Below are 26,109 nucleotides of genomic sequence, written 5' to 3'. Positions count from 1 at the left end.
GATCAGCCGCAGGGAGGAGATGCTTTGCGGGCAAGACGGTCTGCGTGCCGAAAGTAGTAGCGTTTCGCCGCTATCGCAGCGTATGTGCGCCAGGAGGGCCTTTCGATAATCGCTCCCGACACGACTGCGAGTCGTCAATACAGCGGAGAGCGCCATGCACAACAACAAGAAAGCCGTATCAACCCTGCTGCCACTGGCCTTGGCCAGTGCTGTTGCCATGACCGTGAGCCAGTCGGCTATGGCTGAGATCGTGCTCTATGACGAGAACGACACCACTTTCTCCACCGATGGTTATTTCAACACCTTCTACGTTCACAGCGACGTGGAGCGGGACGGCGAGCAGTTCGATCGCAAGCAGTCTCGGGTGAAGATGGGCTTCCTGCCCAACTGGATCGGCTTCAACTTCGGCAAGCAGGTCGGCGACCTCAAGCTGGGCGGCCGCTCCTCGTTCTGGGTGACCATCAACGACAGCGATACCAACGGTACCGAAACCGGCATCGACGTACGTCAGTTCTACGCCACCGCGGCCAACGAGCAATGGGGTGAAGTGCTGTTCGGTAAGGACTTCGGTCTGTTCGGTCGTTCCAACATCCTGCTCGACGAGATGCTCAGCGGCTACGGCCAGGTCAGCGACACTCTGGGGCTGGTCGATGGCGGCGGCGTCTCCTTCGGCAACATCGGTACCGGCTACCCGTACCCGTTCCCGACTTCGCAGATCACCTATCGCTCGCCGAAGATGAATGGTCTGCGTATCGCCGCGGGCATCATGGACCCGGTGGACACCACCGAGGACACCGATTCCGATCTGGACAAGGCCTACCAGGAAGCGCCACGTTTCGAAGCCGAGGTGACCTACGAGTTCGAACTGGGCGGTACCCAGTTCTACACCTGGATCAACGGCATGCAGCAGAGCTCGGACAATACCGACAGCAGCATCGACAAGGTTGACTCCAAGGGCCTGGGTTACGGTGTGCAGGCCAAGATGGGCAACCTGTCGCTGACCGCTTCGGGCTTCCAGGCCGAGGGCATCAACCCGTTCTTCACCAACAATGCCGGCGAGGCGCTGCTGCGTGAAGTGGACAGCGACGGCTACCTGCTGCAGGGCTCCTACCGTTTCGGCAAGAACCGCGTGGCGCTGTCCTACGGCAAGACCAAGGACGACGGCAACGGTCTGGGCAGTGCAGCCGACTACGAAACCCGCGGCATCGCGCTGTTCCACAGCATCAACGACAACCTGACCCTGGTCGCCGAGCTGAACCAGTTCGAGATCGAAGGGCGCGACACTGCAGCGCTGGATGAAGAAACCCGTACCTTCGCAGTGGGTGCGGCACTCAGCTTCTAAGCCGAATACAGGGCGCGGATGGCAGCCGAACCGTAGGTCGCGCCATCCGTTGCGATGCAGTGGTGCGTACGTCGAGCGTCCCCACGCCCTGAACACAGCGCTCTGCGCTGTAACCGCAAAGGCCGGCCCCTCAGGGGCCGGCCTTTTCGCCATCAGCGCCGCCGGCGTCGGTTCCGCACGCTAGGCACCGCCTGCGTTGTTTCGTCGCGATGCTACCTAGGCAGGCCTTTTCCGGTACTCAAGTAGCATTTTCGTGCCATATGCCCTGCCCAAGAATGGGGTCATCCGATTCAGGCTGTGCGGGGTGCGTGCGTGACCGAACATCAAGGCGAAGTGATCCGCACGGCGATGTCCGATGCACGGCTGGCCGAAACGGTGGCCCAGGATCTGGCCCGACAGCTGATGCATCCGCATCTGGGTTTCGTGCTGTTCTTCTGCTCGGCCGAATACGACCTGCCCGCGCTGGGTGATGCGCTGCGCCAGTACTTCGGCGGCGTGCGCCTGGTGGGCTGCACCTCGGCTGGCGAGATCACGTCCCAGGGTTACGGACGCAGCTGCGTGACAGCGGTCGGCTTCGACCACCGCAGTTTTTCCATCGCCTGCGAGCTGATCGACGAGATGGACCGCTTCAGCCTGATCGAAGCGCAGCAGCTGGTCGAGCGCCTGGGCAGTGACTGTCGCAGCAACTCGCTGGCGCCGATCAAGGATCACAGCTTCGCGCTGACACTGCTCGACGGCTTATCCAGCCGCGAGGAGCTGGTGCTGTCGGCCCTCAGCGCCGCCTTCGGCAGCATCCCGCACTTCGGCGGGTCGGCCGGTGACGACAATCATCTGAGCGACACCTACGTCTATTACGACGGTCGCTTCTACAGCGGCGCGGCAATCGTGGTGCTGATCAACACCTGGCTGGATTTCGAGGTGTTCACCACTCATCACATCCTGCCGCGCGAGGAGAAGCTGGTGGTAACCCGCGCCGACAGTACCAGCCGTCGGGTCTACGAACTGAACGCCGAGCCGGCCGCCGAGGAGTATGCGCGGCTGATCGGTGTGCCTGTCAGTGACCTCGACCATCGACTGTTCGCCGCCCACCCCCTGGCGGTGCGTATCAACGAACACTACTACGTGCGCTCGATCCAGAAGGTCAACGACGACCTGAGCCTGACCTTCTATTGCGCGGTGGAGAACGGCATCGTCCTCACCGCCATGCAGCCCGGTCCCTTGATGCCCAACCTGGAGGCGCTGTTCCAGCGACTGGAGCAGCGCCTCGGCCCGCCGCTGCTGACCATCGGCTGCGACTGCTTCCTGCGCCGGCTGGAAATCGAGGCCGATGGCAGCAGCGAGCAGACATCGGCCTTTCTCCGACGCCAGCAGGTGATCGGCTTCAACACCTACGGAGAGCAGTTCAATGGCATGCACATCAACCAGACCTTCACCGGTGTCGCCATTGGCCGACCGGGAGGACGGGCGAGTCGCTGAGCTGCTGGCGCGGCAGGCCGAACTCGAACGGGAGAACCACAAGCTCAAGCGCATCAATGCGGCACTGATCGAGCGCGTGGAATCCAGCGGTGCCGGCCGCGATGCCTCCTACGCGGCCTTCCAGCACTCGGTGGAACTGGCCGAGCAGGTGCGCGAGCGCACCGATGCCCTGAATCAGGCGATGGCTGAACTCAAGGGCAGCAACCAGCTGCTCAGCGATGCCCGCTTGCGCGCGGAAACCGCTCACCAGCATCTGGTGGACGCCATCGAGAGCATCTCCGACGCCTTCGTGCTGTTCGACCGCGATCAGCGCATCGTGCTGTTCAACCGCCGCTTCAAATCGCTCTGGACACGCACCCGCGCGCGCATCAATGCCGGCACGCGCCTGGCCGAGGTGCGGCGCATGGCCGAAAGCACCGGCCTAATCGTGGAGGAGCACCGTGGCAAGGGCGACGAACCCACGGTGTACCGGCTGAACAACGGTCGCTGGGTGCAGGTCAGCGAGCGGCCAACCCGCGAAGGCGGGCTGGTGATTCTCTACACCGATATCACCGAGGTGAAGGTCAGCGAGACCATGCGCCGCGAGCAAGCGCTGGCGCAGAAGTCGCGGCTGCTGCAGCGGGCGGTGGACAACCTGTCCCAAGGCGTGGCGATGGTCAGCGCCGAAGGCGCGCTGGAGCTGTGGAACCGACGCTTCCTCGAGCTCTGCGGGCTGGCGCCTATCGAGGCGCATCGACCGTTCGAGGAAGTCATGGCCGACAGCGAGCTGACCCTGCTCACGCCCAACAGCCGTGACGCCCGCGGCCGGCCGATTCGCGAACTGGAACAGCGGCTGTTCGACGGTCGGGTGCTGGAGATTCGTACGCACCCACTGCCCACCGGCGGTTTCGTCAATACCTTTACCGATATCACCGAGCGCTACCGTCATGCCGAGGCGCTGCGCGATAGCGAGCGCTGGATCCGCCTGATCACCGACCATGTGCCGGCGCTGATCGCCTACGTGTCGGCCGATCTCACCTACGAGTTCACCAACAAGGTCTACGAGGAGTGGTACCGCTGGCCCAGCGACGGCATGCTCGGCCAGTCCCTGCGCGAGGTGCACAGCGGCGAGCACTGGCGGCAACTGGAGCCCTACATCGATCGCGCGCTGTCCGGCGAAAGCGTCAGCTTCGAGATGGCCGAGCGCAACCATGCCGGCCAGCAGCGCTACATGCTGCGATCCTACGTGCCGAACCGGCAGGCCAACGGCGAAGTGGCCGGCATCTTCGTGCTGATCCAGGACATCACCGACCGCCGGCGCACCGCCGAGGCGCTGCATCAGGCCTACCAGAACCTTGAACAGCGGGTTCGCGAGCGCACCGCCGAACTCACCAGCCTCAACGACCAGCTATTGCGCGAGATCGACGAACGCAGCCATGCCGAGGCGCGGTTGCGCGAAGCCAAGCGCGAAGCTGAATTGGCCAACCTGTCGAAGACCAAGTTCCTCGCGGCGGTCAGCCACGACCTGCTGCAGCCGCTCAATGCCGCGCGGCTGTTCACCAGCGCTCTGCTGGAGCAGCCGGGCGCCTCCAGCGGCGGGCTGATCCGCAATATCAGCAATTCACTGGAGGACGTGGAAAATCTGCTCGGCACTCTGGTCGACATTTCCAAGCTGGATGCCGGCGTGATCAAGCCGGATATCGCCCCATTCGCCGTCAGCGAACTGCTGGAAAACCTGGCCATGGAGTTTCGCCAGATCGCCGGGGCTGAGCAGTTGCAGCTGGACTTCATTCCCTGTTCGGCGCTGGTGCGCAGTGATATCCAGTTGCTGGCGCGCATCCTGCGTAACCTGCTGACCAACGCCATTCGCTACACGCCCAAGGGACGCGTGCTTCTGGGGTGCCGCCGGCGTCGGCAGAGCCTTTCCATCGAGGTCTGGGATACCGGCGTGGGCATCCCCGCGGACAAGCTCGAGGAAATCTTTCAGGAGTTCAAGCGCGGCGAGGGCGTGCGACCGAATCAGGATCGCGGCCTCGGTCTGGGTCTGGCCATCGTCGACAAGATCGCCCGCATGCTCGGCCATCGCATCCGGGTCAGCTCGCATCCGGGCCGCGGTTCCTGCTTCGCCATCGACGTGCCGCTGGCCAAACGCGCGCCCAAGGCGCGGCCGGAGCCGAGCACCACCGAACTGGTGCTGCAGCGACTACAGGGCGCTCGGGTGTGGGTGCTGGACAACGACACGGCGATCTGCGCCGGCATGCGTACGTTGCTCGAAGGCTGGGGCTGCAAGGTGATCACGGCACTGTCCGAAGAAGACCTGGCGCGGCAGGTGGACAACTTCCACGCCGAGGCCGATCTGATGATCGCCGACTACCACCTGGACAACGGCCACACCGGCATCGATGTGGTGGCCACCGTCAATGCGCGGCGCGCCAGCCCGCTCCCGGCCCTGATGATCACCGCCAACTACAGCAACGAGCTTAAGCAGCAGGTCCGCGAGCTCGGCCATATGCTGATGCACAAGCCGGTGCGGCCGATGAAACTGAAGACTGCCATGTGCCATATGCTCGAGCACGGCAGCGCGGGCTAGAGGCCTGCGCTGCCTTCGCGGCTGGAGTGGTCAGCGCTGCGGCCGCGTCCAGATTCCACGCCCCGGCAGCCGCTCGCGGTCATGCGTGCGCTCCAGGCCCAGCGCGGGGCCCTTGGGGACGATTCCAGTGCCGTTGATCTGCCGATGGCTGGCGTAGTAGTGGTGCTTGATGTGGGTGAAGTCCACGGTCTCGGCGATTCCCGGCCACTGGTACAGCTCGCGCAGCCAGTTCGACAGGTTCGGATAGTCCTCGATGCGGCGCAGGTTGCACTTGAAATGCCCGTGATACACCGCATCGAAGCGAATGGCAGTGGTGAACAGGCGCCAGTCGGCCTCGGTCAGGTACTCGCCGGTCAGGTAGCGCTGCTTGCCCAGTCGCCGCTCCACCCAGTCGAGTTCGCGAAACAGCTCGTCGAAGGCTTCCTCGTAGGCGTCCTGGGTGGTGGCGAACCCGGCGCGGTAGACCCCGTTGTTGATCGCCGGATAGATCCGTGCGTTGAGCGCATCGATCTCGCCGCGTAGCGGCTCCGGATAGAAATCCAGCCGCGAGCCGGTGATGACATCGAAGGCGGTATTGAGGATGCGGATGATCTCGGCGGACTCGTTGTTGACGATGCACTGGCGCTCGCGGTCCCACAGCACCGGCACGGTGACGCGGCCGGAATAGTCCGGATCGTCGCGGGTGTAGCGCTGGTGCAGAAATTCCAGATCGTCCAGCGCGTCGCCGCTGGAGCCGGTGGCCTTGTCGAAGGTCCAGCCGTTCTCGGCCATCAGCCAGCTGACCACCGAAACGTCGATGAGCGATTCCAGCTCCTTGAGCTTGCGGTAGATCAGCGTGCGGTGAGCCCAGGGGCAGGCAAGTGACACGTATAGGTGATAACGACCGGCTTCGGCCGGATAGCCGGTCTTGCCCTTGGGGCCCGGTGAACCGTCCGGCGTGATCCAGTCATGGCGCTTGGATTGTTCGCGCTCGAATCTTCCGTCGCGGTTTGCATACCAGCGGTCATGCCACTGGCCATCGATCAGTAATCCCATGATGCCCTCCTGTTACGGAATAGGAGGGCAGTCTAGGAAGCATCGTTCGATCGATGTGACCGAACGGCCGCTTAATCCTATCGCTTAAATCGATGAGTGCCGGCTCTGCCAGTAGTCATGCGCCTGCCCGAAAGCCGCGTCCCGCGTGGCGCCAAGGCCGCGCAGGGCCAGGGCCATGGTGGCGATCACGGCGAGTTCGCCGTAGGCATCTTCTTCCCGACCTTCCCAGACCGCCAGCAGATGCCGAGGGTCTAGCTGGGCCGGTTTCACATGGCGGCGCTCGGACAATGCCGGCCATTCTTCATCCCAGGGCAGCCCGCCAGTGGTGCCGTAGAGGTGGGAAATATTGTCCGGATTCATCTCGACCTCGCCGCCTTCGCCCTTGATGACGATGGCGTGGTCGCCGAGCAGGGTGCTGGCCTGGCGATGGGTGTCCTGATAGCCGGGATGGAAGATGCTCTGCAGCCCGCAACGCGCACCCAGCGGGTTGAGCAGGCGCGCCAGCGAGTGGATTGGCGAGCGCAGGCCGAGCAGGTTGCGCATGTCGATCATGCGTTGCAGCACCGGCATCCAGGCACCCAGTGGAATGAAGGCAAGGCGGTTCTCATCCAGCGCAGCACCGACCTCGGCCCAGTCGTCGCAGCGGCGGATACCGAGCAATTGCAGCTGCTGTTCGGTATAGATGCGCCCGGCGGTGTGGGCGCCGCCGCCGTGCATGACGATGCGCACGCCGTTGGCTGCCAGGCACTTGGCTGCGAGCAGGTACCAGGGCAGGTGGCGTTTCTTGCCTGCGTAGCTTGGCCAGTCCAGGTCGACAGCCGTCTTCGGCGCTTGCACCCGCTCGCGTACCGCTTCGGTGAATCCGGCCAGCTCTGCGGCGCTTTCTTCCTTGTGCCGCAACAGCATGAGGAAGGCGCCGAGCTGGGCCTCCTCGACCTTGCCGTCGAGCAGCATGCCCATGGCTTCGCGGGCTTCTTCACGCGTCAGGTCGCGGGCGCCACGTTTGCCCTTGCCGAGGATGCGCACATACACGGCGAAGGGGTGTTCGGCAGGAGTCTCGAGGATCATAGGCAATTGCTCGGTTTCGGCAGCCCCGCCAGCTTGGCGGCCAGTTTGGCTGGGGTGCCCTTGAACAGACGGTTGAGGTGCAGGCTGTTGCCTTTTTCCGCGCCGAGTTTGAGCGCGGCATACTTGATCAGCGGTCGCGTCGCCGGGGAGAGCTGGAACTCGGCATAGAAGGCGCGCAGCAGATGAATGATCTCCCAGTGCTCGGCTTCGAGGGCCAGCTCCTCCCGCGCCGCCAGGGCCTCGGCCACGGCTTCGCTCCAGTCCGCCAGATCGACGAGAAAACCGTCCTGGTCCAGCGCGATCTCGCGCCCTTCGACGATCAGGCTCATAGCCAGCTGTTGACCCGCGGATAGCGACAGGTCAGCTCGACGAAGCCGGGATAGTCCAGCAGCTGGACGCGCGGCGGCACGACGGTGATCGAGCGTGCCTGAACGTCCTCTTGCAGGGCGAACAGCGCGACCTGCTCGGGAAGCTGTTGCAGCGCCAGGCACGGTTGGCTGCCGGGCTGTAGCGCGTAGGTGGCGTCACCGGTCAACAGCAGGGCGTCGGCGTCGCCCAGCAGCGGCAGGCAACTGGCGAAGCGGCTGTCGCTGAACGGCGAATGAGAAAGCAGGTGCAGAGTGGCCATCAGAGGGTGATCACGTGGTCGTAGCGGTTGATCAGGGCGCGCAGGTCTGCATCGTCGAGGACCTCGACCGGCAGCGCCAGCGTCGATTCGGCGAGCTGGCGCTCGCTGAGGCTGCGTCGCGCAGCGAACAGGGCATCGATACCGAACAGCGGCAGTGCCTGCAGATTCGCGGTCAGATCCTTCTGTTCGACGGATGCCGCCAGCTGCGTGGGGGCGAGCTGGAATACGCCATCGTCGAGGAACAGCAGCCCCAGCGGTAGCTCGAAGGCGCCGCCAGCCAGCACGATGTCCAGCGCTTCGCGGGCGGATGGGCCGGACCAGGGCGCCTGGCGGCTGATGATGAGCAGGGAGCGCGCCATCAGTGACCTCCGAAGCAGACGAGGCGATCGGCTTGCTGTGCCGCCTCGTGCAGTTGGCCCAGCCCGGATAGCTCCCAGCCGGCGGCGAGGTTTGCCGCGGGTCGCCGATAGCGCTGCGCCTCGCCGGCATCCAGCACACCGCGACGCAAGCCGGCCGCGATGCAGACCACGCCATCCAGTTGGTTGGCGGTGACGAAGCGGCTCCATTGCGCCGCGACATCCAGTTCGTCCTGGGCCGCGACGATGTTCGCCGAGGCGCTGTGTACGCCGTCCTGGTAGAAAAACAGGCGACTGATCTCGTGGCCGCCAGCCAGCGTGGCTTCGGCGAAGCGCAGCGCGCGACGCGTGGCCGGTGAGTGGGGCGGGGCGAACAGGGCGATTACGAATTTCATCGGGGCACCATTGCGAAACAGCCGACATGATACGCCAGCCGGGCGTATGAAGAATCCGTCGTCGGCCATTCCGGTGCTCGTCCGTCGACGACGGTGCCGCGAGAATGCCCGAGTCTGCGAGCGGGCGGGGAGGGGCGGTCGGGCGGGCCAGCATTGCTCGGGTCTTCGCCCCTCCGGTAGATTGGCCGGCTTTCTGCCCGGTACCGGGCCTGGCTGTCTGGATATCCCATGTCTGTTGCCGACGCTTCCGCTTTGCCTGATTCCGTTTACCGTCAGCCTGGCTTTGTGCCATTTCTGATCAGTCGCGTGCTGGCCATGTTCGCCGTGCAGATCCTCGCCGTCGTGGTGGCCTGGCAGGTGTACGGCATGACTCGCGATCCGCTGTCGCTGGCCTATGTCGGCCTGGCGCAGTTCGTCCCGATGTTCCTGCTGCTGATGCCTGCCGGCGACCTGATCGATCGCTACGATCGCAAGCGCATCCTCGCCCTGAGCTGGGCGCTCGAGGCAATCTGCGCGGCGGCTCTGCTGTGGCTCTCGCTGAGCGGCGGGGCGGTGCTCAGCTTCTATATCGTGTTGGTGTTCTACGGCTGTGCCCGTGCTTTCACCGGACCGGCGTTGTCCAGCCTGTTGCCGCAGATCGTGCCGCGCGAGCGCCTGGCTGCAGCCATCGCCGCCAACAGCATGATCGTGCGCGGCTCCACTATCGCCGGCCCGGTGTTCGGCGGAGGCCTCTACGCAATGGGTGGCGGTGGGCTGACCTATGCGGCTTGCCTGCTGTTCTTCCTCGCGGCAATCGTGCTGTTGCAACGGGTACCGGTGCGCTACGGCGAGGCCATGCGGGCGCTGGAGGCTACCGCATGGCAGCGCTTCACCGCAGGCATCCGCTTCATTCGCTCGCGGCCGATCATCCTCGGCACCATCTCGCTGGACCTGTTTGCCGTGCTGCTCGGCGGCGTGGTCGCGCTGTTGCCGATCTACGCCCAGGAGGTGCTGGAAGTCGGCCCGACCGGCCTTGGTGCACTGCGCAGCGCCATGGCGGCGGGCGAGGTGATGGTGGGCTTCTACCTGAGCACGCGGCCGTTCAACCGCCATGTCGGCATGACCATGTTCATTGCCGTGGCGGTGTTCGGTCTCGCCAACATGGTCTTCGCGCTGTCCAGCCTGTTCTGGCTGTCGTTCGCCGCGTTGTTCGTCGCCGGAGGTGCGGACATGGTGAGCATGTACATCCGCTCGTCGCTGATCCAGTTCTCCACGCCGGACGCCATGCGTGGACGCGTCAATGCCGTGAACATGCTGTTCATCGGTTCGTCCAACGAGCTCGGTGAGTTCCGCGCCGGCACCAGTGCCGCCTGGCTCGGTGCGGTACCGGCGGCGCTGCTGGGCAGCTTCTGCACGCTGGCGGTGACCGGCGGCTGGATGCTCGGCTTCAGGAGTCTGCGCCAGGTGAACCGCTTCGAGGATGCCTCGCCCGAGGCTCAGGCCTCGCGCGCCGGCTGAAACGCGACGTATTGACCGCCCAAACGAAAACACCCTGCGAAAGCGCGGGCCTTCGCAGGGTGTCGGATTGCTCGCCGAGGCGGGCGGGTTCAGCCGTGAATCAGTCGTCGCCGCCGAAGATGCCCAGCAGCTGCAGGAGGCTGATGAACAGGTTGTACAGCGAGACGAACAGGCCGATGGTGGCCATGATGTAGTTGCGCTCGCCACCGTGGATGATCGCGCTGGTCTGGAACAGGATGCAGGCCGAGGAGAACAGCACGAAACCTGCGCTGATCGCCAGCTGCAGCCCGGTGATCTGGAAGAAGAAGCCCGCCAGCATCGCACCGATCAACACGAAGAAGCCCGCGGTGATGAAGCCGCTGAGGAAGCTCATGTCCTTGCGGGTGATCAGCACGTAGGCAGACAGTCCGAAGAACACCAGAGCGGTCATCGACAGCGCCGAGCTGATCAGCTCACCACCGTTGGCCAACCCCAGGTACATGTTGAGGATCGGACCCAGCGTGTAGCCCATGAAACCTGTCAGGGCGAAGGTGGAGACCAGGCCCCATGCCGAGTTGCGCAGCTTGGCGGTGAGGAAGAACAGGCCATAAAAGCCGATCAGTACCACGAAGATGTTCGGGTAGGCCGCGTTGGCCTGCATGGCCAGGTAAGCCACCAGGCCGCTGAACGCGAGGGTCATGGCCAGTAGCCCGTAGGTGTTGCGCAGGACCTTGCTGACCTCACGCTGTTCGACCTGCGTGTGGCTAAGCGCGTATTCGTGTTCGTGCATGGCGACACTCCTTGGATGAAATCAAGCCTGGGACGATTTGTCCCGGATCATAACAGAGGCAGTCCAGCTGCCTAGCATCAGTGTTTGACAGTGTATTTCTATCCGGTACTATTGCGCCCGCTTTATCCGGAAGTGTGGCCGAGTGGTTGAAGGCAGCGGTCTTGAAAACCGCCGAAGGGGAGACCCTTCCCAGAGTTCGAATCTCTGCGCTTCCGCCATCTGCAATCCTGAAGGCCCCGTACTCCGGGGCCTTCAGCGTTTATGAGGTGCGGAAAATTGGGTGAGAATGTTCCCATATTGTTCCCATCCGCATCTGACTTTTCCTGGCCCCCAGCGTCGAGCCCGACGTTCCGTTTGGTGCCTGTCCCACCGCGTACCCGTGATATCTCCATCCGGCTTGTGGTGCTGTTGGCAATCGGGCCGCCTGCGAGGCGGCCGCTGCTGCTAGAATCCGCGCCCCGACAAAAGGAGTTGTCGCCATGAAACGATTCAGACAGCCGGAGGCCTTCGCTCTGGTCCAGCAACACTACGAACCGCTGGTGTTCAACGCACGGATGGACTCGCCAACCACGGTGCGCGTAATGTTGCTCGATGAGGCCACCGGCGAATCCCTGCTGCTGACCGGACTGCCGTGCCGCATCTCGCTGTCGCGCGCTGAAATCGCTGGCTTGATCGCCTCCATCGATGCCGATGCCGCCGCGCTTCGGCCCGCTCTGCTGAACAAGCTCAAGCGTCCACGGCTACTCGGCTGATCGACCCGTTCCGCTTGTCCCGCCTGCCATCTCCAAGCCCGGCGCCAGCGAGCTCAACAGACGTCTGGTGAGAAACGGTGCCTGTTCCCTCAGCGAAAAGAGCTTGGGCGACAGCAGCCAGGTATGGGTGATGCCCATCAGGCTCGAATAGAGCAGCAAGGCCAGTGATCGCGCCGATCCTTCATCCGCGTGCGCCTTGGCAATCAGCTCTTCCAGCAGCTGCACCATGGCACGGGTGAGCTTGCGTTCGCGCTTGAGCGTGCTCGCCATCTGCGCGGTGAGTTCGGTCTTGTTCAGCAGGATCTCGAAGGACTGCCGATACCAGCGCTCGTCCAGCAGCAGGCGAAACCATTCGCCGACGAAGTGCTCCAGCGCAGCCTGCGGGCTGCCGGCCAGCTGGCGACTCTGCTCGATCAGCTGCTCCAGCGGCTCCTGGGAATAGGCCAGCACCGCTTCGTACAGCTCATCCTTGCTCTTGAAGTGCCAGTAGATCGGGCCACGGCTGAAGCCGGCGGCCTCGGCGATCATCGCCAGGGTGGTGTTCGAATAGCCGTTGCGGCTGAACAGCTCCAGCGCCGCAGCGATGATCTTGAGGCGGGTCTGTTCGGCGTCTTCTTTGGTACGGCGCATGAGGCTCCTCGAAATGCGCGGCGGCCACGCAGCGTGCCGGCAAGGCCCGCTGCGTGGCAAGCCCTCACAGGGCGCCGTCGGCGGCCATCTGCATGTAGGTGGTGTCGAAGCGCAGCTTGAGATTGCCCTGATCACCGAGCGCGCCGGCCGGCATGGCGATACCGACAAAGTCCGCCGAATCGGCACCGTCGCCCAGCAGGCCGTGGTCGAAGGAGAACTTGCGCACGCTGTCCATCGCTTCGTGGGCCGGTTCGCCGGAGATGAAGGCGACCGCTTCGGCTGGCTGATAGAACATGTGGGTGCCCTTGAGTTGCGCCTCGTAGCCGGCCTGGTCGGTGCCGGAAGCTGCGCCCAGTTGGGCGCGTAGCTCGGCGCCTTGCGGCGTGTCGCTGGCCATGATTGCCATCACCTCGTACCAGGCGCCGGTGACTGCCTTGCCGAACGCGGGGTTGTCGGCCAGCGTCTCGCTGTTGACGATCAGCAGGTCCTTGACGTGGCCCGGCACGCTGGCAGAGTCGAAGACCTGATGTGCATCCGGTGTGGCGGCGACTTCCTGCAGCAGCGGACTCCAGGTCGCCACGTTGCGTACATCGGCCGTGCTGAAGGCAGCGACGATGTCGGCGTCCGAGGTGTTGACCACCTGCACGTCCTTCTCCGACAGGCCTACGCTGTCCAGCGCCTTGGCCAGGATGTAATGCGACACCGACAGTTCCACTAGGTGCACCTGCTGGCCCTTGATCTGTTTGAGATCGCTGGTGCCCTTCATCACCAGGCCGTCGTTGCCGTTGGAGTAGCTGCCGACGATCAGCGCGGTGGTGTCGACGCCACCGGCCGCCGGAATCGACAGCGCATCCATGCTGGTGGCGACCACGCCGTCGAACTGGCCGGCGCTGTACTGGTTGATGGACTCGACGTAGTCGTTGATCTGGCTGATGTTCACCTCGATCCCGTACTTGTCGGCCCACTTCTTCATGATTCCTGACTCGTCGGCGTACTTCCAGGGCATCCAGCCGACGTAAATGGTCCAGGCCAGGTTGAAGGTCTTTTTCTCCTCCGCCTGGGCCAGCGGGGAGAGGGCGGCGAGGGCAATGACCCCGGCGCAGAGCAGCTTTTTCATCATGGTGCCGTGCATGGCGGTACTCCCGGTTCAGAAGAACTTCAGATAGCGCTGGATTTCCCAGTCGGAAACATGGGTGTGGTAGGCATTCCATTCGTCGCGCTTGAACTCGACAAAGGCCTGGTACATGGCATCGCCGAACACCTGGCGCGACAGCGGGTCGGCCTCGAAGGCGTCGATGGCTTCGCTGAGGGTGCGCGGCAGGGTCTCGATGCCCATCTGCGCGACCTCCCGTTCGCTGTAGTGATACATGTTCTCGCGGTGCGGCTGGCCGGGATCGAGCTTGTCGCGGATGCCCTCCAGGCCGGCGGCGAGGATCATCGCGGCACCGAGGTAGGGGTTGCAGCCGATGTCGGCGGCGCGGCATTCGACCCGCGCGCCCTGGGATGGAATGCGCAGCATGTTGGTGCGGTTGTTGTTGCCGTAGCAGCAGAACACCGGCGCCCAGGTCGAGCCGGACATGGCGCCCTTGCGGATCAGCCGCTTGTAGCTGTTGACCGTAGGCGCGATGACCGCGCAGATGGCCTTGGCGTGTTTCAGCACCCCGGCGATGAAGTGATAGGCCAGCGGGGTCACGCCGCAGCCGTAGGGGTCTTCGCCATCGACTTCGAACAGGTTCTTGCCGGTCTCGATGTCGGCGAGCGACATGTTGTAGTGCGCGCCGCTGCCGGTGCGGTTGGCCGAGGGCTTGGGCATGAAGGTGGCGAAGGCGCCGTGCTTGCGGGCGATCTCGTTGGCCATCATGCGGAAGAACACGAAGCGGTCGGCCATGCCGAGGGCGTCGGTGTACTTGAAATCGGTTTCGAACTGGCCGTTGGCGTCCTCGTGGTCGAAGGAGTAGACGCCCCAGCCCATCTCGTTCATCGCCTGCACCAGTTCGTCGACGATGGGCAGGTTGTCCATCAGCAGGCGCGGGTCGTAGCAGGGCTTGGCCATGTCGTCGCGCTCGGAAATGGGCGCGAAGCCGCCATCCGGGGTGTCCTTGAACAGGAAGAACTCGGTCTCGATGCCGAGGTTGAAGGTATAGCCCAGCGCTGCAGCGGCTTCGGTCTGGCGCTTGAGGATGCCGCGCGAGCAGGCGTCGAAGGGCTTGCCGTCCAGGTAGAGGTCGCTGGCGAACCAGGCGAGATCGCGGTTCCAGCTGCACTGGGTGGCGGTCGCCGGGTCTGGCATCGCGGCCACCTCGTTGTCGCTGATCTCCTGCGGGACGCCGTCCAGCGCCGCACCGGTGTAGAGCTCGGAGCCGCGGAGCATCTGGCCGAGATGGGCGATGGGGACGAACTTGCCCTTGATCACGCCGTGGATGTCGACGTAGCTGGCCATCGCGTACTTCACACCCTTGTCCTGCAACTGCTGTTTCAACTCCTCGACGGAGGAGAGGGGAAAGCTGGTCATCGGCTTGCGCTCCTTGGAGTCATGAATGGCGGCCGGGGCCGCTGGCACGATTCCTTCATCCAATATACATGCCAGCGTGTATAGAAACGGGCCGACGCTGGTGCCGCCTGGCGCCCTCCGCGCCACTGCAGGAGTCACGCAGATGATTGAAATAAAAAGGGAAAAGAAATTTTTCGCGCTGGGCGAAATGCGCCTCGAAAACGGCGAACGCCTGCGCAATGCGCGGCTCTGCTATCAGGTAGTGGGCACGCCGAACCGCGCGCGGGACAACCTGGTGCTGATTCCTAGCTACTACGGCGGCACACATTGGGGCAGCCTGCCCCTGCTTGGTGCGGATGGCCCGCTGGCAGGTGGCGATTACTGCGTGGTGCTGACCAACCTGTTCGGCGCAGGCTGGTCGACTTCGCCGAGCAACGCTGCGCCCGGTCAGAGCGCAGCGGACTTCCCGCGGGTCGGCCTGCTGGACAACGTGAGGGCGCAGAAGGCGTTGCTCGATCGGTTGTATGGCGACGACTGGCAGCTCGCCCTGGTCAGCGGCTGGTCCATGGGCGGCATGCAGACGCTGTTCTGGGCAATGGCCTATCCGGAACGGATGCGTGCCATCCTGCCGTTCTGCTGTACGGCACGCTGCTGGCCGCACAATCGGGTGTTTCTCGAAGGGGTGAAGGCGGCGCTGTGCGCCGACGCCGCCTGGCTGGGTGGGCGCTACAGCGTGCCGCCGGAACGAGGTCTGCGGGCTTTCGGCCGTGCCTATGCCGGCTGGGCCTATTCGCAGGCGTTCTATCGTCATGAGCTGTGGCGCGAGCTGGGTTTCGAGAGCCTCGAGGCGCTGCTCGACTACTGGGAACAGGATCATCTGGAGCAGGACGCCAACGACCTGCTCTGCGTGCTGCATACCTGGCAATCGGCCGACCCGGCCCGCAGTTTCGCTGCGGGCTCGCTGGCCGAAGCGCTGGGTCGCATCCGTGCGCGGTCCATCCTGATGCCCGGCAGCAGCGATCTGTATTTCACCGTCGAGGATGCCCGCCACGAGGCCGCGCTGATTCCGGGTGCCGAGCTACGGGTGCTCGAATCGGACTGGGGCCATTGTGCCGGTGGGCCGGGCCGTAGCGCGGCGGCCATGCGCCAGGTGTTCGCGGCAATGGCCGAACTGCTTGGCCGCTAGCCTTCAGCCGGCCACGGCGCTGAGTTTGGCCAGTTGCTCGAGGTCGGTCTGCATGCCCGAGGTTTCGCGGATCCGCGCGAGGATCTCGCGCTTGAGCTCAGTGAATTCCGGCGCGAGCTTCATATCCTGGTGGCGCTGGGCCGGCAGCGGCACCTCGTAGATGGAATCGATGCGCCCGGGGCGTGGCGCCATCAGCACGATGCGGCTGCCCAGATAGATGGCTTCTTCGACATCGTGGGTGACGAACAGGATGGTGCTCTTCTCCAGCCGGTGCACGTGACGGATCAGGTCGTGCATGACTTCGCGGGTTTGCGCATCCAGCGCGCCGAAGGGCTCGTCCATCAGCAGTGTCGCGGGTTTGGGCAGCAGGGCGCGGGCAATGGCAACGCGTTGCTGCATGCCGCCGGAGAGCTGGCTGGGGTAGGCATCGGCGAAGCGCGTCAGACCCATCAGGTTGAGCAGGGCATCGGCGCGGCCGGCGGCGGACTCCACGTCTCCATCGTGGCGCACGGTATCGCCGATCACCTTGAGCTGGCGGCAGAACTTGATGTTCTGCATCACCGTCAGCCAGGGGTAGAGGCTGTAGTGCTGGAAGACCATGGCGCGGTCGACGCCGGGGCCGTCGATGGGCCTGCCGTCGAGCAGGATCTCGCCGCGACTCAGCGTCTCCAGGCCGGCGATGATGCGTAGCAGGGTGGACTTGCCGCAGCCCGAGGCGCCGACGAAGGTGACGAACTCGTTGGGCTGGATGTCCAGGTCGATCGACTGCAGCGCCTGCACCTCACGGCGCTCGCTGACGAAGGTCTTGCCGACCTGGCGTACACGAATCTTGGCATCGGACATGGTCATTTCCTCATCCAGGGAAAGGCGCGGCGGTGCAACCAGCGGAAGGCCTGATCGGTGATCAGGCCGATGAGACCGATGAGCAGGATGCCGGCGAAGATCTTGTCGGTGTGCATGTAACGCTGCGCCTTGAGGATGGCGTAGCCCAGGCCGGAGTTGGCCGCGACCAGTTCGGCCACCACCAGGTAGGTCCAGGCCCAGCCGCAGGTGATGCGCAGGGTGTCGAGCAGCGCAGGCTTGGCCGACGGCAGGATCACCAGCTTGACGATCTCGCTGCGGTTGGCGCCCATGGTCTGCGCCGCCTCGATCTGCGCCATGGGTACGCGGCGCACATCCTCGGCGACCATCAGCACCATCTGGAAAAAGGTGCCGATGAAGATGATCAGCACCTTGGAGCCTTCGTCGATGCCGACCCAGAGCATCACCAGCGGAATGAAGGCCACGGCCGGCATATAGCGGATGAAGTCGGTGAGCGGTTCGAGAAAGGCCTGCACCGGCCGGTACGTGCCGATGTACAGCCCCAGCGGCAGGGCGATCAGTGCCGAGGCGCCGAAGCCGGCCATGACCCGCCAGACGCTGATGCCGATGTCTCCCAGCAGACCCTCGCTGGTCCACCAGCGGCCGATGCGCTCGAGCACCGCGCCGGGGCTGGGCATGAACATCGGGTCGGCCAGACCGAGGGCGGTCCACAGCCACCAGACGACGAAGGGCAGGCTCAGCCCGGCGCCGGTGAGCAGCCAGGCGCTGCGCCGCGAGAGTTCGCCGCGAATGCGCCAGAAACTGCCTCTGCGCACCACCGGTTCGGCCCGCGCGACGGGTGCTGTGGTGTGTCGTTGTTGAGCGGCGGGGGCAGCGGAGGGAATGCTGATCTGTGCGGTCATGCGGGGACCTCCTCTGTAGCGGTAGGCACATCCAGTTCGACGCGTTGCCAGCCGCCGGCCGCCGGATAACGGCCGAGCGCGGCGAGGTCCGCGGCGGGCAGACTGGCGGGGTCGGCGAAGTTCCAGTAGCTCGACAGCAGCGCGTCGCCGACGCGGCCGGGCAGCGTCGAATGGGTGATCTGCCAGGGTGTGGCGCCGTTGCGGTGGCGGCCGAAGGACAGCTCGCAGGCCAGCAGCTGCGGCCGCAACGCGGGGCCGATGGCGGCCAGCTGGTAACGCAGATGCCCCGAGCTGGCCGGCAGCAGAATTGGCCGCTCGGCGGCGAACAGGAAGTAGTCGCCCGCTACCAGCAGGCAGGCCTGGCGGGCTGGCTGCTCCGACGCGCGCAGCCAGATCCCCCAGTTGCGCCCCTGCGATTCCGGCAGGCGCTGCCAGATTTCGTGATAGCTGCCGTCCAGCCCGTCTTCCAGCAGCCGTTCCGGGGTCTCGAAGCGCATCAGGCCGATATCCGCAGGCCCGCCCGGCGGCTGGAAGTCGATCAGCCGATGCCACTGGCAGATATCGCCGTTGACCTCGGTGATGCCGGCAAAGCCGGCCTGTTCACTCAGCGCCAACTGCTGGGCATGGCTGCAGGTTTCAAGCGAAGCTGCCGGTGCCACGGGTTGACCCCCCGGCAGACGCAGGTCGGCGTGCAGGCTGGCGGTCTGCAGCCAGTAGACTTCGCTGGTTTCGTCGCGCAGGCCGGCCGTGGTGGTCAGCAGGCGGCGGCGCCAGACGCCGAGATAGGCATCGGGAACGGTTTTCATGGGTAATGCTCCGCAAATGACGTGCTTCGGACGCGATCAGGCAGGGGGGTCATGGCGATCCCTCCAGCTGGCTCAGCAGCCGATGGCTGTCGATCACGCTGCCGAACAGGCCGCCTTCCACCTCGATCATCGCCAGCGCAGCCGCATGCAGTTGCGGGTCGGCCGAGGCGCAGGCGTCACGGACGGTCAGGCAGTCGAAGCCAAGGTCGATGGCCTGGCGCAGCGTCGAGGCCACGAAGACCTCGGTGGTCACGCCGGTCAGGATCAGCCGCTCGATACCGCGGCGGCGCAGGATCAGTTCGAGATCGGTATGGGCGAAGGCGCTGTAGCCCGGCTTGTCGATCACCGGCTCGCCGGCGCGCGGTTGCAGCTCGTCGATCAGGTCATGACCGAATTCGCCGCGCACCAGCAGGCGGCCGAGGGGGCCGGGGCTGCTGCCGATGGCAGCGCCGGTGGCCTGGGCGCGGCGGCGTTTGGGCTCGGGCAGGTCGGAAAGATCCGGTCGATGGCCTTCACGGGTGTGCACCACCAGCATGCCCACGCCGCGGGCGCGATCCAGCAGCGCCTGGATCGCCGGGATCGGTGCGCGCAGGCGGCTGACGTCCATGCCGGCCTGGTCGGCGTATCCGCCCAGCGCGCAGAAGTCGCGCTGCATGTCGATCACCAGCAGCGCCGTATGCTCGGGGACCAGCGGGTTCGTCGTCAGGCTCACAGGGCGAACTCCTTACACACCGCGGCGGCGATGCCTTCGACGATGTCGTGGGCCAGCCGCTGGCCTTTCGCCGCGCTGGAGCCTCTGGCCGAGGACAGCACCCCGGAGGGCGGCACCCATTCGGTACGGGTGGGGTACATGTCGTAGGGCGGAAAGTCGGCCGGGGCGTCGTCGGGAATCTTCTCCAGCGCGACCAGTTGCGGATGGAAATGCAGCATCAGCGAGGTCTCGATCACCGCGGCATGCTCCAGGGCGAAACCGGGGAAGCCGTCGGGGAAGACGTCAGTGAGAGTCTGCTCGCGGCAGAAGTCCCAGTGCTCCAGGCGCATCACCTCCAGCCCGGCGTCCGGCCCGAGGTCGCGCAGCGCCAGCTGGATGCCCTCGGCGACGAACCACTGGTTCTCGTAATGGCCGAGCACCAGCACCAGGCGGCGCACACCGTGGCGATGGAACTCACGCACGGCGTCGCGCACCAGGGCGCTCAAGGTTGCGCCATCCAGGCTGGTGGTACCGCAGAAGTGCTGGCCGCCGCCGCATTTCGGCTGTGACTTGTAGCCGTATGACAGCGCCGGTGCCACCAGCCCACCAACTCGTGCCGCCACGTCCGCGCTGATGGCACTGGCCAGCAACGCGTCGGTGCCCAGCGGCAGGTGCGGGCCATGTTGCTCGGTGGCGCCGCAGGGCAGAAAGACCACGGCGCCTTCGCGCACGCGGCGTTCGTAATCGACCCAGCTCAGTTGATCCATGTGCACGGTCATGCGCAGGTGCTCCTTGTCGCGATTGAAAGGGGACGTTCCGGCCAGCCGGCGATCAGCGCGGCGGTGGTGATCAGGGCGGCGCCGAGCCATTCGTTCGGGCCGATGGCGTGGGCGCCGAACCAGGCGGACGACAGCACCGCGGCGATCAGCTCGAACACCACCAGCACCGCGGCGCGGCCGGCTTCCAGATGAGTCAGGCCGTACTGCACGGCGGCCATGCTGACCAGCCAGCCGAGGGCGAGCAGGGCGATCTGCCAGCTCAGGGTCAGATCCAGGGGCGGAAGTGGCTGGCGCAGCAGCAGGCAGAACAGCCCACCGAGCAGCGCGCTGCCGGCGAAACTGACCAGCGCCTTGCTCGCCAGCGGCACCCGGTCGGCGGCGCGAGTGGCGAGGTTGTTGAGGCTGAAGGCGAGGCCGGCGGAAAGCGCCAGCCAGTCGTTCGCGCCGGGCGCGGCCAGCGCTTCGCTCGTGACGCCGAGGGTCAGGCCGATGCCGAGCATCGCCAGCCCCAGGGCGAACAGCCGTGTGCCGCTGAGGCGTTCGCCCAGCAGCAGCCAGCCGCCGACCATCGCCCAGACTGGCGCCAGGTAGAACAGCAGCATCACCCGTACCACGTTGCCCTCGGCCAGGGCGGTAACCAGGGCGGCGGTGGCCCAGCCACCGCACAGGCCCATGGTGAGCACCTGGCGATACTGGCTCGCCCACTGGCGGCGCTGCTGCCAGAGCACCGGCAACGCCAACAGGCTGAGCAGCGAATAGGTCAGCAGCACCAGCGGCATCCCTGCCAGGCCGCGGGCCGCGAAGAACTGCAGCGGCAGCCAGCCCAGCCCCCACATGATGGCGCCGCCGATCAGCATGCCCTGTGGCATCAGGCTGTTCATGCGCCCATCCAGGAGCCGCCGTTGGGCCCGAGCAGCTGTCCGGTGAAATAGCTCGCCTGCGGCGAAAGCAGGAAGACGATGGCCGCCGCGACTTCCTCCGGCGTGCCCAGGCGCGCCATGGGGATCGCCAGCTCCTTGGCCATCCACTCGTCGCTCATGTGCTCCGGGCTGACCATCGCCGTGGCGATGGGGCCGGGTGCGACGCCATTGATGCGGATGCCGTCTGCAGCGAACTCGCGGGCCAGTGAGCGGGTCAGGCCGATCACCCCGGCCTTGGCCGTGCAGTAGGCGGCGTACTGTTCGCGGCCGAGAAATCCGAGGTCCGAGGCGATATTGACGATGGCGCCGCTGCGCCGCGGCTGCATCTGTGCCAGTGCATGGCGGCAGCAGCGGTAGACGCCGGCGAGATCGACGCCCAGCACCCTTGCCCAGTCCGCCTCGCTGGTTTCGAGAAAGGGCTTTTCCAGGATCACCCCGGCGTTATTGACCAGCAGATCCAGCGGTCCCTGTGCCTCGATGGTCTCGAACATTGCCGCGACCGCAGCCGGATCGCTGACATCGGCCTCGATGGCCCAGGCGCAGCCGCCGCTGGCGATGATCTGCTCGACCACTCGTTCCGCCAGGTCGTGTTGATCGCGATGATTGATCCAGACCCGCGCGCCTTCGGCGGCCAGCGCGAGTGCGGTGGCACGGCCGATGCCGGTCGCTGCGCCGGTGACCAGAGCGGTCAGCCCGGTAAGGATGGCAGCCATCAGTGCATCACCTCGCCGTGGCTGACCGACAGCGCCTGGCCGGTCAGGGCGGCGGCCAGCGGTGAGCCGAGGAACAGGAAGGTGCCACCCAGATCGGCCGGTGTCAGCAGCTCCGGAATGGCCTGGTTGGCGAGTATCGCCGCGAGCTCGGCGCTGTCGCTGCGGCCGTTGGCGTCCGCCATCACCTGCAGCGAGCGCATGGCCGCATCGGTGCCGATCCAGCCGGGGCACACCGCGTTCACCCGGATGCGCCGCGGGCCCAGCTCCCAGGCCAGCGAACGGGTCAGGCCGACCACCGCGTGCTTGCTGGCGACATAGGCGGAAAAGCCCGGCACGCCTTTCAGACCCCAGATGGAGGCCTGGTTGATCACGCTGGCGCCGGCGCGCAGGCGTGGCAGCAATGCGCGGGTCAGGCGCTGCATGGAACCGACGTTGTTCTCCAGTAGGGCCGACCAGCGCTGATCGGCCTCGAAGCTGCACTCGCCCAGCGGCGTGGCGTACTCGACACCGGCGTTGTTGATCAGCACATCGGTGTTGAGGCCGCGGCAGGCGAGGTCATCGGCGTACTGCTGCACCGCCTGGCGATCACCCAGGTCCAGTGCGGTGCAGTGCAGCGGCGTCTCGCCAGCGAGTTCGTCGGCGAGCCGGGCGAGGGCGTCGGCGTCACGGTCCAGCAGCTCCAGGGTGGCGCCGGCAGCGGCGAAGCTCTGCGCCAGGCCCCGGCCGATGCCCCCGGCGGCGCCGGTGATGACCACGCAACGGCCTCGGTAATCCAGTGCCTTGTGCATGTCACACCGCCGTCAGGAACGAGACGCCCACGGCGCCGTAGAAGTTGTCGGCCTTGTTCGGCCCTTCGCTGACCACCCCGTAGTCATCGTCCAGCACGCGGCGTACGCGGTAGCGGTGGAAGCTGCCGAGCAGCTTGCGCATCGGGATGACCTGGTTGTAGGTGCTGCCGTACAGCTCGGCGTGCAGCTTGGGCAGGCGATACCAGGGCGCCACCGGCTTCTCGTGGTGGGCGTTGTGGAAGGAAAAGTTGAGCAGCAGCAGGTTCAGCGCCGGCCAGCGCTCGGAAACCACGTTGCTGTAGGTGTTCTGCTGCTCGTAGCTGCGGTCGCGGCGCTTGTCCTCCGGCAGCTTGCCACCGTCCTCCAGCACGGCGAAGGCCTCGTAGGTGTGCTGATAGGCATCGGCGAAACGCAGCACGCTGAGCATGATCATCCAGGCCACGGCGTAGAGCAGCACGACCTTCGGCGAGAGCACCGCGAGCCCGGCAAAGAGCAGTGCGCGAATGGCCAGCACCGCGGCGACCTTGCCGCGCCGGGCGTGGTGCTTGTCGTTGTCGGTGATGAAGGGCAGGGCGATCACATAGAAATGCATGATCAGCTCCACCGCCGGCACATAGGCCCATTCCAGCGCCAGCACCAGCTTCTGGAACCACAGCGGGCGTGCCTTGAGGAAGGCCTTGCTGTCGAAGGTGATCACGTCGGCGCGGTCGACGTGGTGGCGCATGTGCTTCTTGCGCAGGTCCTGGAACTCGGCGTAGCAGCTGCCGCACAGCCAGCTGCAAACATTGCCGGCCCATTCGTTGTGCTTGGGCACGCTGAAGATGGCGCCGTGGGCAAATTCGTGGATCAGGTAGGCGGCGATGATCATGCCATGGGCCAGCAGCAGCGTGCCCAGCGCGTTCAGCCAGCCGTTACCGGCGAACAGCAGAGCCAGGCCGCCGCCGTAGGCGAGCGCGGTATAGAGGATCGCCAGCGTGTTGGGCAGGCGGCCATCGGCGTAACGGTACAGAGGTTTGGCAGTCATGGTTTTTCTCCAGCACAGGCGGGCGACGGCCCGCCCGGCGTCGGCTTACTGGGCGAGCGCTTCGGTGAATTGGGCGTCGTAGGTCTGGCTGAAATCCGGGACGGTCGGGATCTGCCCGTTGTCCTTGAGCAGCTTGGCGATGATCGCGCCGCTGCCATGGAAGGAATGGGTGTCGTCGCCTGGAGTGAAGCTCTTGCCCATCTCCGCAAGGGGGATGTTGTAGGCGCCGGCCATCTGCTCGACGGCTTCTTCGGCGCTGACGCCGAGTACCTCGCCGATGATCTTCGCCGACTCCTCGGGGTGCGCTTGCATGTAGGTCAGGCCGTCGAGATAGCCCTGGATCATCGCCTTGATGGCGGCGGGCTTCTTGGCGATCACCGCCTCGTCGAAGACCAGCACGTCGGTGATCAGCCCTGGTGCGTCCTTGGACGAATAGACCACCTTGAATTTGTCGCCGCCGCCCATGGAGAGGATCTGCGAGACGTTGGGCTCGTAGGTCACGCCGACCGGCAGGTTGCCCGAGGCCATGGCGCCGGGGATGCCTTCCGGAGTCATGTTGACGGCGTCGATGTCCTTGTCGCTCATGCCGTTCTGCTGCAGCGCGTAGGCCAGCAGGAAGTCGGAGGGTGACAGCGGGTTGAAGCCGACCTTCTTGCCCTTGAAGTCGGCGATGGACTGGATCGACGCGTCGGCGACGATGGCGTCACCGCCGTTGGAGAAGTCGATGGGCATCACCACCCGGTGCTTCAAGCCCTTGGCGACCGAGGCCACTACCTGGTCGTAGGTGAGCATGCCACCGTCCAGCGCGCGGCTCACCATGGCGGTGGGAATCAGCGCCGGGTCGTTGAAGAACTGCAGGTCCACGTCCAGGCCGTGGGGCTTGAACAGGTCGAGCTTGTCGGCGACATAGAAGGGGCCATAGCCGGCCCAGACCACGGTGCCGATCTTCAGCTTCTCGGCAGCCTGGCTGGCCAGCGGTGAAAACAACGTCGCGACGGCCAGGCCGGCGGCGAGGAGGGTCTTGTTCAGCGAGCGCAGTGTGGACATGGCGTGATTTCCCTACACATTGGAATGACAGGCACGGGATGACATCGCGTCTCCCGGGCTTTTATCCCTCCGTGTAGTCCCGTCCCTGGGACCGGAGAACTCTCGGACCAGCGCCCACTCCCTGTGAGCCGGAACCCTAGTTCTCCTTGAAGTTGCTCCTGATTGTGCCAAGCGTCATGAGTGCCGGAGGCGACTCATCCCGTGCAAGGCTGATAGAGCAGGTTGCGTGCCAGATGCGGTGGCTGGCAGCGAACCCGTGGAGTTTCAATGAGTTGCAGCCAGCGTCGGAGCCACCACAGGCGGCGCGCCGGCACGGCGCTGCTCACTAATGGGGAGGCTTGCTCCGCGATAGTGCGGATGGCGCAGCTGACGACACCGTTCCGGCCCGACCGCCGCCACGGGCCAGGCGGCGCATGGGGGCGGTCAGCCCGTTACGGCTTGGCAGAAGTCAGATCGGCACCGGCGCATCCTCGCGCAGCAGGCCGTCGCGCTTGAGGGTCTGCCAGAACTCGCGGGGCACCTGGGTGTTGAAGTATTCCATGTACTGCCGGGGACGCTCGGGATTGGCCGTGCCCGGGATGACCGAGGCGACCACCGGGTTGGCCAGGCAGAAATGCAGGGCGGCGGCCCGCAGATCGACGCGGCAGCGCTCGGCAGCGGCCTTGAGCTGCTCCCTGCGCTGGGCGACCTGTGGTGGGATCTGGTCGTACTCATAGTGATCGCCACCGGCCAGGACGCCGGAGTTGAACGGCCCGCCAACGACGACGCCAACGTCGCGTGCCAGGCAGGTCGGGAACAGGGTGTCCAGCGCCTCGTCGTGCTCCAGCAGCGAGTAGCGGCCGGCCAGCAGGAACACGTTCGGGTCGCTCTGCTCCAGAGCCAGGCGGCATGGCTCGACCAGGTTGACCCCCAGGCCCCAGCCGCGAATCACGGCTTCATCGCGCAGCTGGGTCAGCGCCTTCGCCGCGCCGTTCATGGCCTGCTGGAAGTACTCGCGCCATTGCGGGCCCCATTGGTCTTCGGAAACGTCGTGGATGAACACCACATCGAGGCGATCGACGCCCATGCGCTCCAGGCTGTCCTCGATGGAGCGGCGTGCGCCGTCGGCCGAATAATCCGGCACACGCTTGTTGGGCAGCTCGTCGACGAAGGGCTTGGCGTTCTCCGGTTGGCCGGCCGGCTGCAGCAGGCGTCCGACCTTGGTGCTCAGGACGTACTCGTCACGCGGCTTGCCACTCAGCAGGCGCCCGAAGCGCTGCTCGGCCAGGCCTGCGCCGTAGTGCGGCGACACGTCGTAATAGCGAAAGCCGGCGTCCCAGGCGGCATTGAGGGTGGCGTCGGCGGTTTCTTCGCTGAGCGGATGGAACATGTTGCCCAGCGGTGCGCCGCCGAGACCGATGCGTGGCAGGGTGATACGCATGGA

General features: G+C 65.5%; 27 protein-coding genes, 1 tRNA gene and 1 riboswitch. Of the genes, 7 read left to right on the top strand and 21 right to left on the bottom strand.

What is annotated here, in order from left to right:
• Positions 1-154 precede the first annotated feature (154 nt).
• The 3 genes from VF716_RS05650 to nahK all read left to right on the top strand — a co-directional run bounded on the left by VF716_RS05650 (position 155) and on the right by nahK (position 5,387).
• Complete coding sequence (locus VF716_RS05650) at positions 155-1,342, top strand: porin (RefSeq protein WP_013982685.1); 1,188 nt, start codon at positions 155-157, stop codon at positions 1,340-1,342.
• A gap of 312 nt (positions 1,343-1,654) precedes the next feature.
• Positions 1,655-2,818: a nitric oxide-sensing protein NosP gene (nosP, locus tag VF716_RS05645; protein WP_013982686.1), complete on the top strand. Its 1,164-nt coding sequence runs from the start codon at positions 1,655-1,657 to the stop codon at positions 2,816-2,818.
• On the top strand, positions 2,748-5,387 hold the full coding sequence (nahK, locus tag VF716_RS05640; RefSeq protein WP_440552155.1) for a hybrid sensor histidine kinase/response regulator NahK/ErcS': 2,640 nt from the start codon (positions 2,748-2,750) through the stop codon (positions 5,385-5,387). The genes nosP and nahK overlap by 71 nt, the downstream gene beginning before the upstream one ends.
• Before the next feature lie 30 nt (positions 5,388-5,417).
• Here the strand turns inward: nahK and VF716_RS05635 are convergent, their stop codons facing one another.
• The 6 genes from VF716_RS05635 to tusD form a co-directional block, all read right to left on the bottom strand.
• A complete protein-coding gene (locus VF716_RS05635; protein ID WP_440552152.1) occupies positions 5,418-6,422 on the bottom strand; it encodes a glutathione S-transferase family protein in 1,005 nt (334 codons plus the stop codon).
• Between the two features lie 84 nt (positions 6,423-6,506).
• On the bottom strand, positions 6,507-7,490 hold the full coding sequence (locus VF716_RS05630; RefSeq protein WP_170800974.1) for a glycosyl transferase family protein: 984 nt from the start codon (positions 7,488-7,490) through the stop codon (positions 6,507-6,509).
• Positions 7,487-7,819, bottom strand: a complete 333-nt coding sequence (locus VF716_RS05625; protein WP_014596613.1) for a TusE/DsrC/DsvC family sulfur relay protein — start codon at positions 7,817-7,819, stop codon at positions 7,487-7,489. Before VF716_RS05625 ends, VF716_RS05630 begins: the two co-directional genes overlap by 4 nt.
• Positions 7,816-8,118 carry a sulfurtransferase complex subunit TusB gene (tusB, locus tag VF716_RS05620; protein WP_019406273.1) on the bottom strand — a complete coding sequence of 101 codons (303 nt, stop codon included), beginning with the start codon at positions 8,116-8,118 and terminating at the stop codon, positions 7,816-7,818. The genes VF716_RS05625 and tusB overlap by 4 nt, the downstream gene beginning before the upstream one ends.
• On the bottom strand, positions 8,118-8,477 hold the full coding sequence (gene tusC / locus VF716_RS05615) for a sulfurtransferase complex subunit TusC (RefSeq protein ID WP_013982692.1): 360 nt from the start codon (positions 8,475-8,477) through the stop codon (positions 8,118-8,120). Before tusC ends, tusB begins: the two co-directional genes overlap by 1 nt.
• Positions 8,477-8,869, bottom strand: coding sequence for a sulfurtransferase complex subunit TusD (gene tusD / locus VF716_RS05610; protein ID WP_125851409.1), 393 nt, complete (start codon positions 8,867-8,869; stop codon positions 8,477-8,479). Before tusD ends, tusC begins: the two co-directional genes overlap by 1 nt.
• A gap of 228 nt (positions 8,870-9,097) precedes the next feature.
• On the opposite strand from tusD, the gene VF716_RS05605 reads away from it, so the two are divergent.
• Complete coding sequence (locus VF716_RS05605; RefSeq protein WP_279645311.1) at positions 9,098-10,366, top strand: MFS transporter; 1,269 nt, start codon at positions 9,098-9,100, stop codon at positions 10,364-10,366.
• A 100-nt stretch (positions 10,367-10,466) separates the two neighbouring features.
• On the opposite strand, the gene VF716_RS05600 is transcribed toward VF716_RS05605, so the two are convergent.
• Positions 10,467-11,135: a Bax inhibitor-1/YccA family protein gene (locus VF716_RS05600; RefSeq protein WP_003284506.1), complete on the bottom strand. Its 669-nt coding sequence runs from the start codon at positions 11,133-11,135 to the stop codon at positions 10,467-10,469.
• A gap of 128 nt (positions 11,136-11,263) precedes the next feature.
• On the opposite strand from VF716_RS05600, the gene VF716_RS05595 reads away from it, so the two are divergent.
• Together VF716_RS05595 and VF716_RS05590 are read left to right on the top strand one after the other, a co-directional pair.
• Positions 11,264-11,353: transfer RNA gene (locus VF716_RS05595), tRNA-Ser, on the top strand.
• A gap of 261 nt (positions 11,354-11,614) precedes the next feature.
• Positions 11,615-11,887, top strand: coding sequence for a DUF1652 domain-containing protein (locus tag VF716_RS05590; RefSeq protein ID WP_011913133.1), 273 nt, complete (start codon positions 11,615-11,617; stop codon positions 11,885-11,887).
• On the opposite strand, the gene VF716_RS05585 is transcribed toward VF716_RS05590, so the two are convergent.
• From VF716_RS05585 to glnT, 3 genes are all read right to left on the bottom strand, one after another.
• Entirely contained in the window at positions 11,876-12,517 is a 642-nt protein-coding gene (locus tag VF716_RS05585) for a TetR family transcriptional regulator (protein ID WP_023082656.1), read from the bottom strand. The genes VF716_RS05590 and VF716_RS05585 overlap by 12 nt on opposite strands.
• A gap of 64 nt (positions 12,518-12,581) precedes the next feature.
• The gene (locus VF716_RS05580; protein ID WP_279645310.1) at positions 12,582-13,649 is read right to left on the bottom strand and encodes a putative urea ABC transporter substrate-binding protein; all 1,068 of its coding nucleotides are present in this window, start codon (positions 13,647-13,649) and stop codon (positions 12,582-12,584) included.
• A gap of 15 nt (positions 13,650-13,664) precedes the next feature.
• Complete coding sequence (gene glnT, locus VF716_RS05575) at positions 13,665-15,029, bottom strand: type III glutamate--ammonia ligase (protein WP_011913136.1); 1,365 nt, start codon at positions 15,027-15,029, stop codon at positions 13,665-13,667.
• A 142-nt stretch (positions 15,030-15,171) separates the two neighbouring features.
• Between glnT and VF716_RS05570 the strand changes: the two genes are divergently transcribed.
• Positions 15,172-16,194 (top strand): alpha/beta fold hydrolase, encoded by a 1,023-nt coding sequence (locus tag VF716_RS05570; protein ID WP_053527032.1) that lies wholly within the window; start codon positions 15,172-15,174, stop codon positions 16,192-16,194.
• A 3-nt stretch (positions 16,195-16,197) separates the two neighbouring features.
• Here the strand turns inward: VF716_RS05570 and VF716_RS05565 are convergent, their stop codons facing one another.
• The 11 genes from VF716_RS05565 to VF716_RS05515 form a co-directional block, all read right to left on the bottom strand.
• On the bottom strand, positions 16,198-17,037 hold the full coding sequence (locus tag VF716_RS05565) for an ABC transporter ATP-binding protein (protein WP_014820355.1): 840 nt from the start codon (positions 17,035-17,037) through the stop codon (positions 16,198-16,200).
• 2 nt (positions 17,038-17,039) lie between these two features.
• Positions 17,040-17,918: an ABC transporter permease gene (locus VF716_RS05560; protein ID WP_011913138.1), complete on the bottom strand. Its 879-nt coding sequence runs from the start codon at positions 17,916-17,918 to the stop codon at positions 17,040-17,042.
• On the bottom strand, positions 17,915-18,724 hold the full coding sequence (locus VF716_RS05555) for a hypothetical protein (protein WP_053527031.1): 810 nt from the start codon (positions 18,722-18,724) through the stop codon (positions 17,915-17,917). Before VF716_RS05555 ends, VF716_RS05560 begins: the two co-directional genes overlap by 4 nt.
• Before the next feature lie 49 nt (positions 18,725-18,773).
• Positions 18,774-19,436 carry a cysteine hydrolase family protein gene (locus tag VF716_RS05550; RefSeq protein WP_053527030.1) on the bottom strand — a complete coding sequence of 221 codons (663 nt, stop codon included), beginning with the start codon at positions 19,434-19,436 and terminating at the stop codon, positions 18,774-18,776.
• Positions 19,433-20,194, bottom strand: coding sequence for a creatininase (locus VF716_RS05545; protein WP_019406262.1), 762 nt, complete (start codon positions 20,192-20,194; stop codon positions 19,433-19,435). Before VF716_RS05545 ends, VF716_RS05550 begins: the two co-directional genes overlap by 4 nt.
• Positions 20,191-21,075 carry a DMT family transporter gene (locus tag VF716_RS05540; RefSeq protein WP_053527029.1) on the bottom strand — a complete coding sequence of 295 codons (885 nt, stop codon included), beginning with the start codon at positions 21,073-21,075 and terminating at the stop codon, positions 20,191-20,193. Before VF716_RS05540 ends, VF716_RS05545 begins: the two co-directional genes overlap by 4 nt.
• Positions 21,072-21,827 (bottom strand): SDR family NAD(P)-dependent oxidoreductase, encoded by a 756-nt coding sequence (locus tag VF716_RS05535; RefSeq protein ID WP_061373560.1) that lies wholly within the window; start codon positions 21,825-21,827, stop codon positions 21,072-21,074. The genes VF716_RS05540 and VF716_RS05535 overlap by 4 nt, the downstream gene beginning before the upstream one ends.
• The gene (locus tag VF716_RS05530) at positions 21,827-22,615 is read right to left on the bottom strand and encodes an SDR family NAD(P)-dependent oxidoreductase (RefSeq protein ID WP_125886146.1); all 789 of its coding nucleotides are present in this window, start codon (positions 22,613-22,615) and stop codon (positions 21,827-21,829) included. Before VF716_RS05530 ends, VF716_RS05535 begins: the two co-directional genes overlap by 1 nt.
• A 1-nt stretch (position 22,616) precedes the next feature.
• Positions 22,617-23,639 (bottom strand): fatty acid desaturase family protein, encoded by a 1,023-nt coding sequence (locus tag VF716_RS05525; RefSeq protein ID WP_125856403.1) that lies wholly within the window; start codon positions 23,637-23,639, stop codon positions 22,617-22,619.
• Between the two features lie 45 nt (positions 23,640-23,684).
• Positions 23,685-24,686 carry an ABC transporter substrate-binding protein gene (locus VF716_RS05520; protein WP_125856404.1) on the bottom strand — a complete coding sequence of 334 codons (1,002 nt, stop codon included), beginning with the start codon at positions 24,684-24,686 and terminating at the stop codon, positions 23,685-23,687.
• Between the two features lie 48 nt (positions 24,687-24,734).
• Positions 24,735-24,837: riboswitch (guanidine-I (ykkC/yxkD leader) on the bottom strand.
• 297 nt (positions 24,838-25,134) lie between these two features.
• Complete coding sequence (locus tag VF716_RS05515) at positions 25,135-26,106, bottom strand: aldo/keto reductase (protein ID WP_125870824.1); 972 nt, start codon at positions 26,104-26,106, stop codon at positions 25,135-25,137.
• Between the last annotated feature and the right edge of the window lie 3 nt (positions 26,107-26,109).

The sequence above is a fragment of the Stutzerimonas sp. Brlt_14 genome, from assembly GCF_051948915.1.
GTDB lineage: Bacteria > Pseudomonadota > Gammaproteobacteria > Pseudomonadales > Pseudomonadaceae > Stutzerimonas > Stutzerimonas stutzeri.
This window is presented reverse-complemented; position numbering and strand designations above follow the sequence as displayed.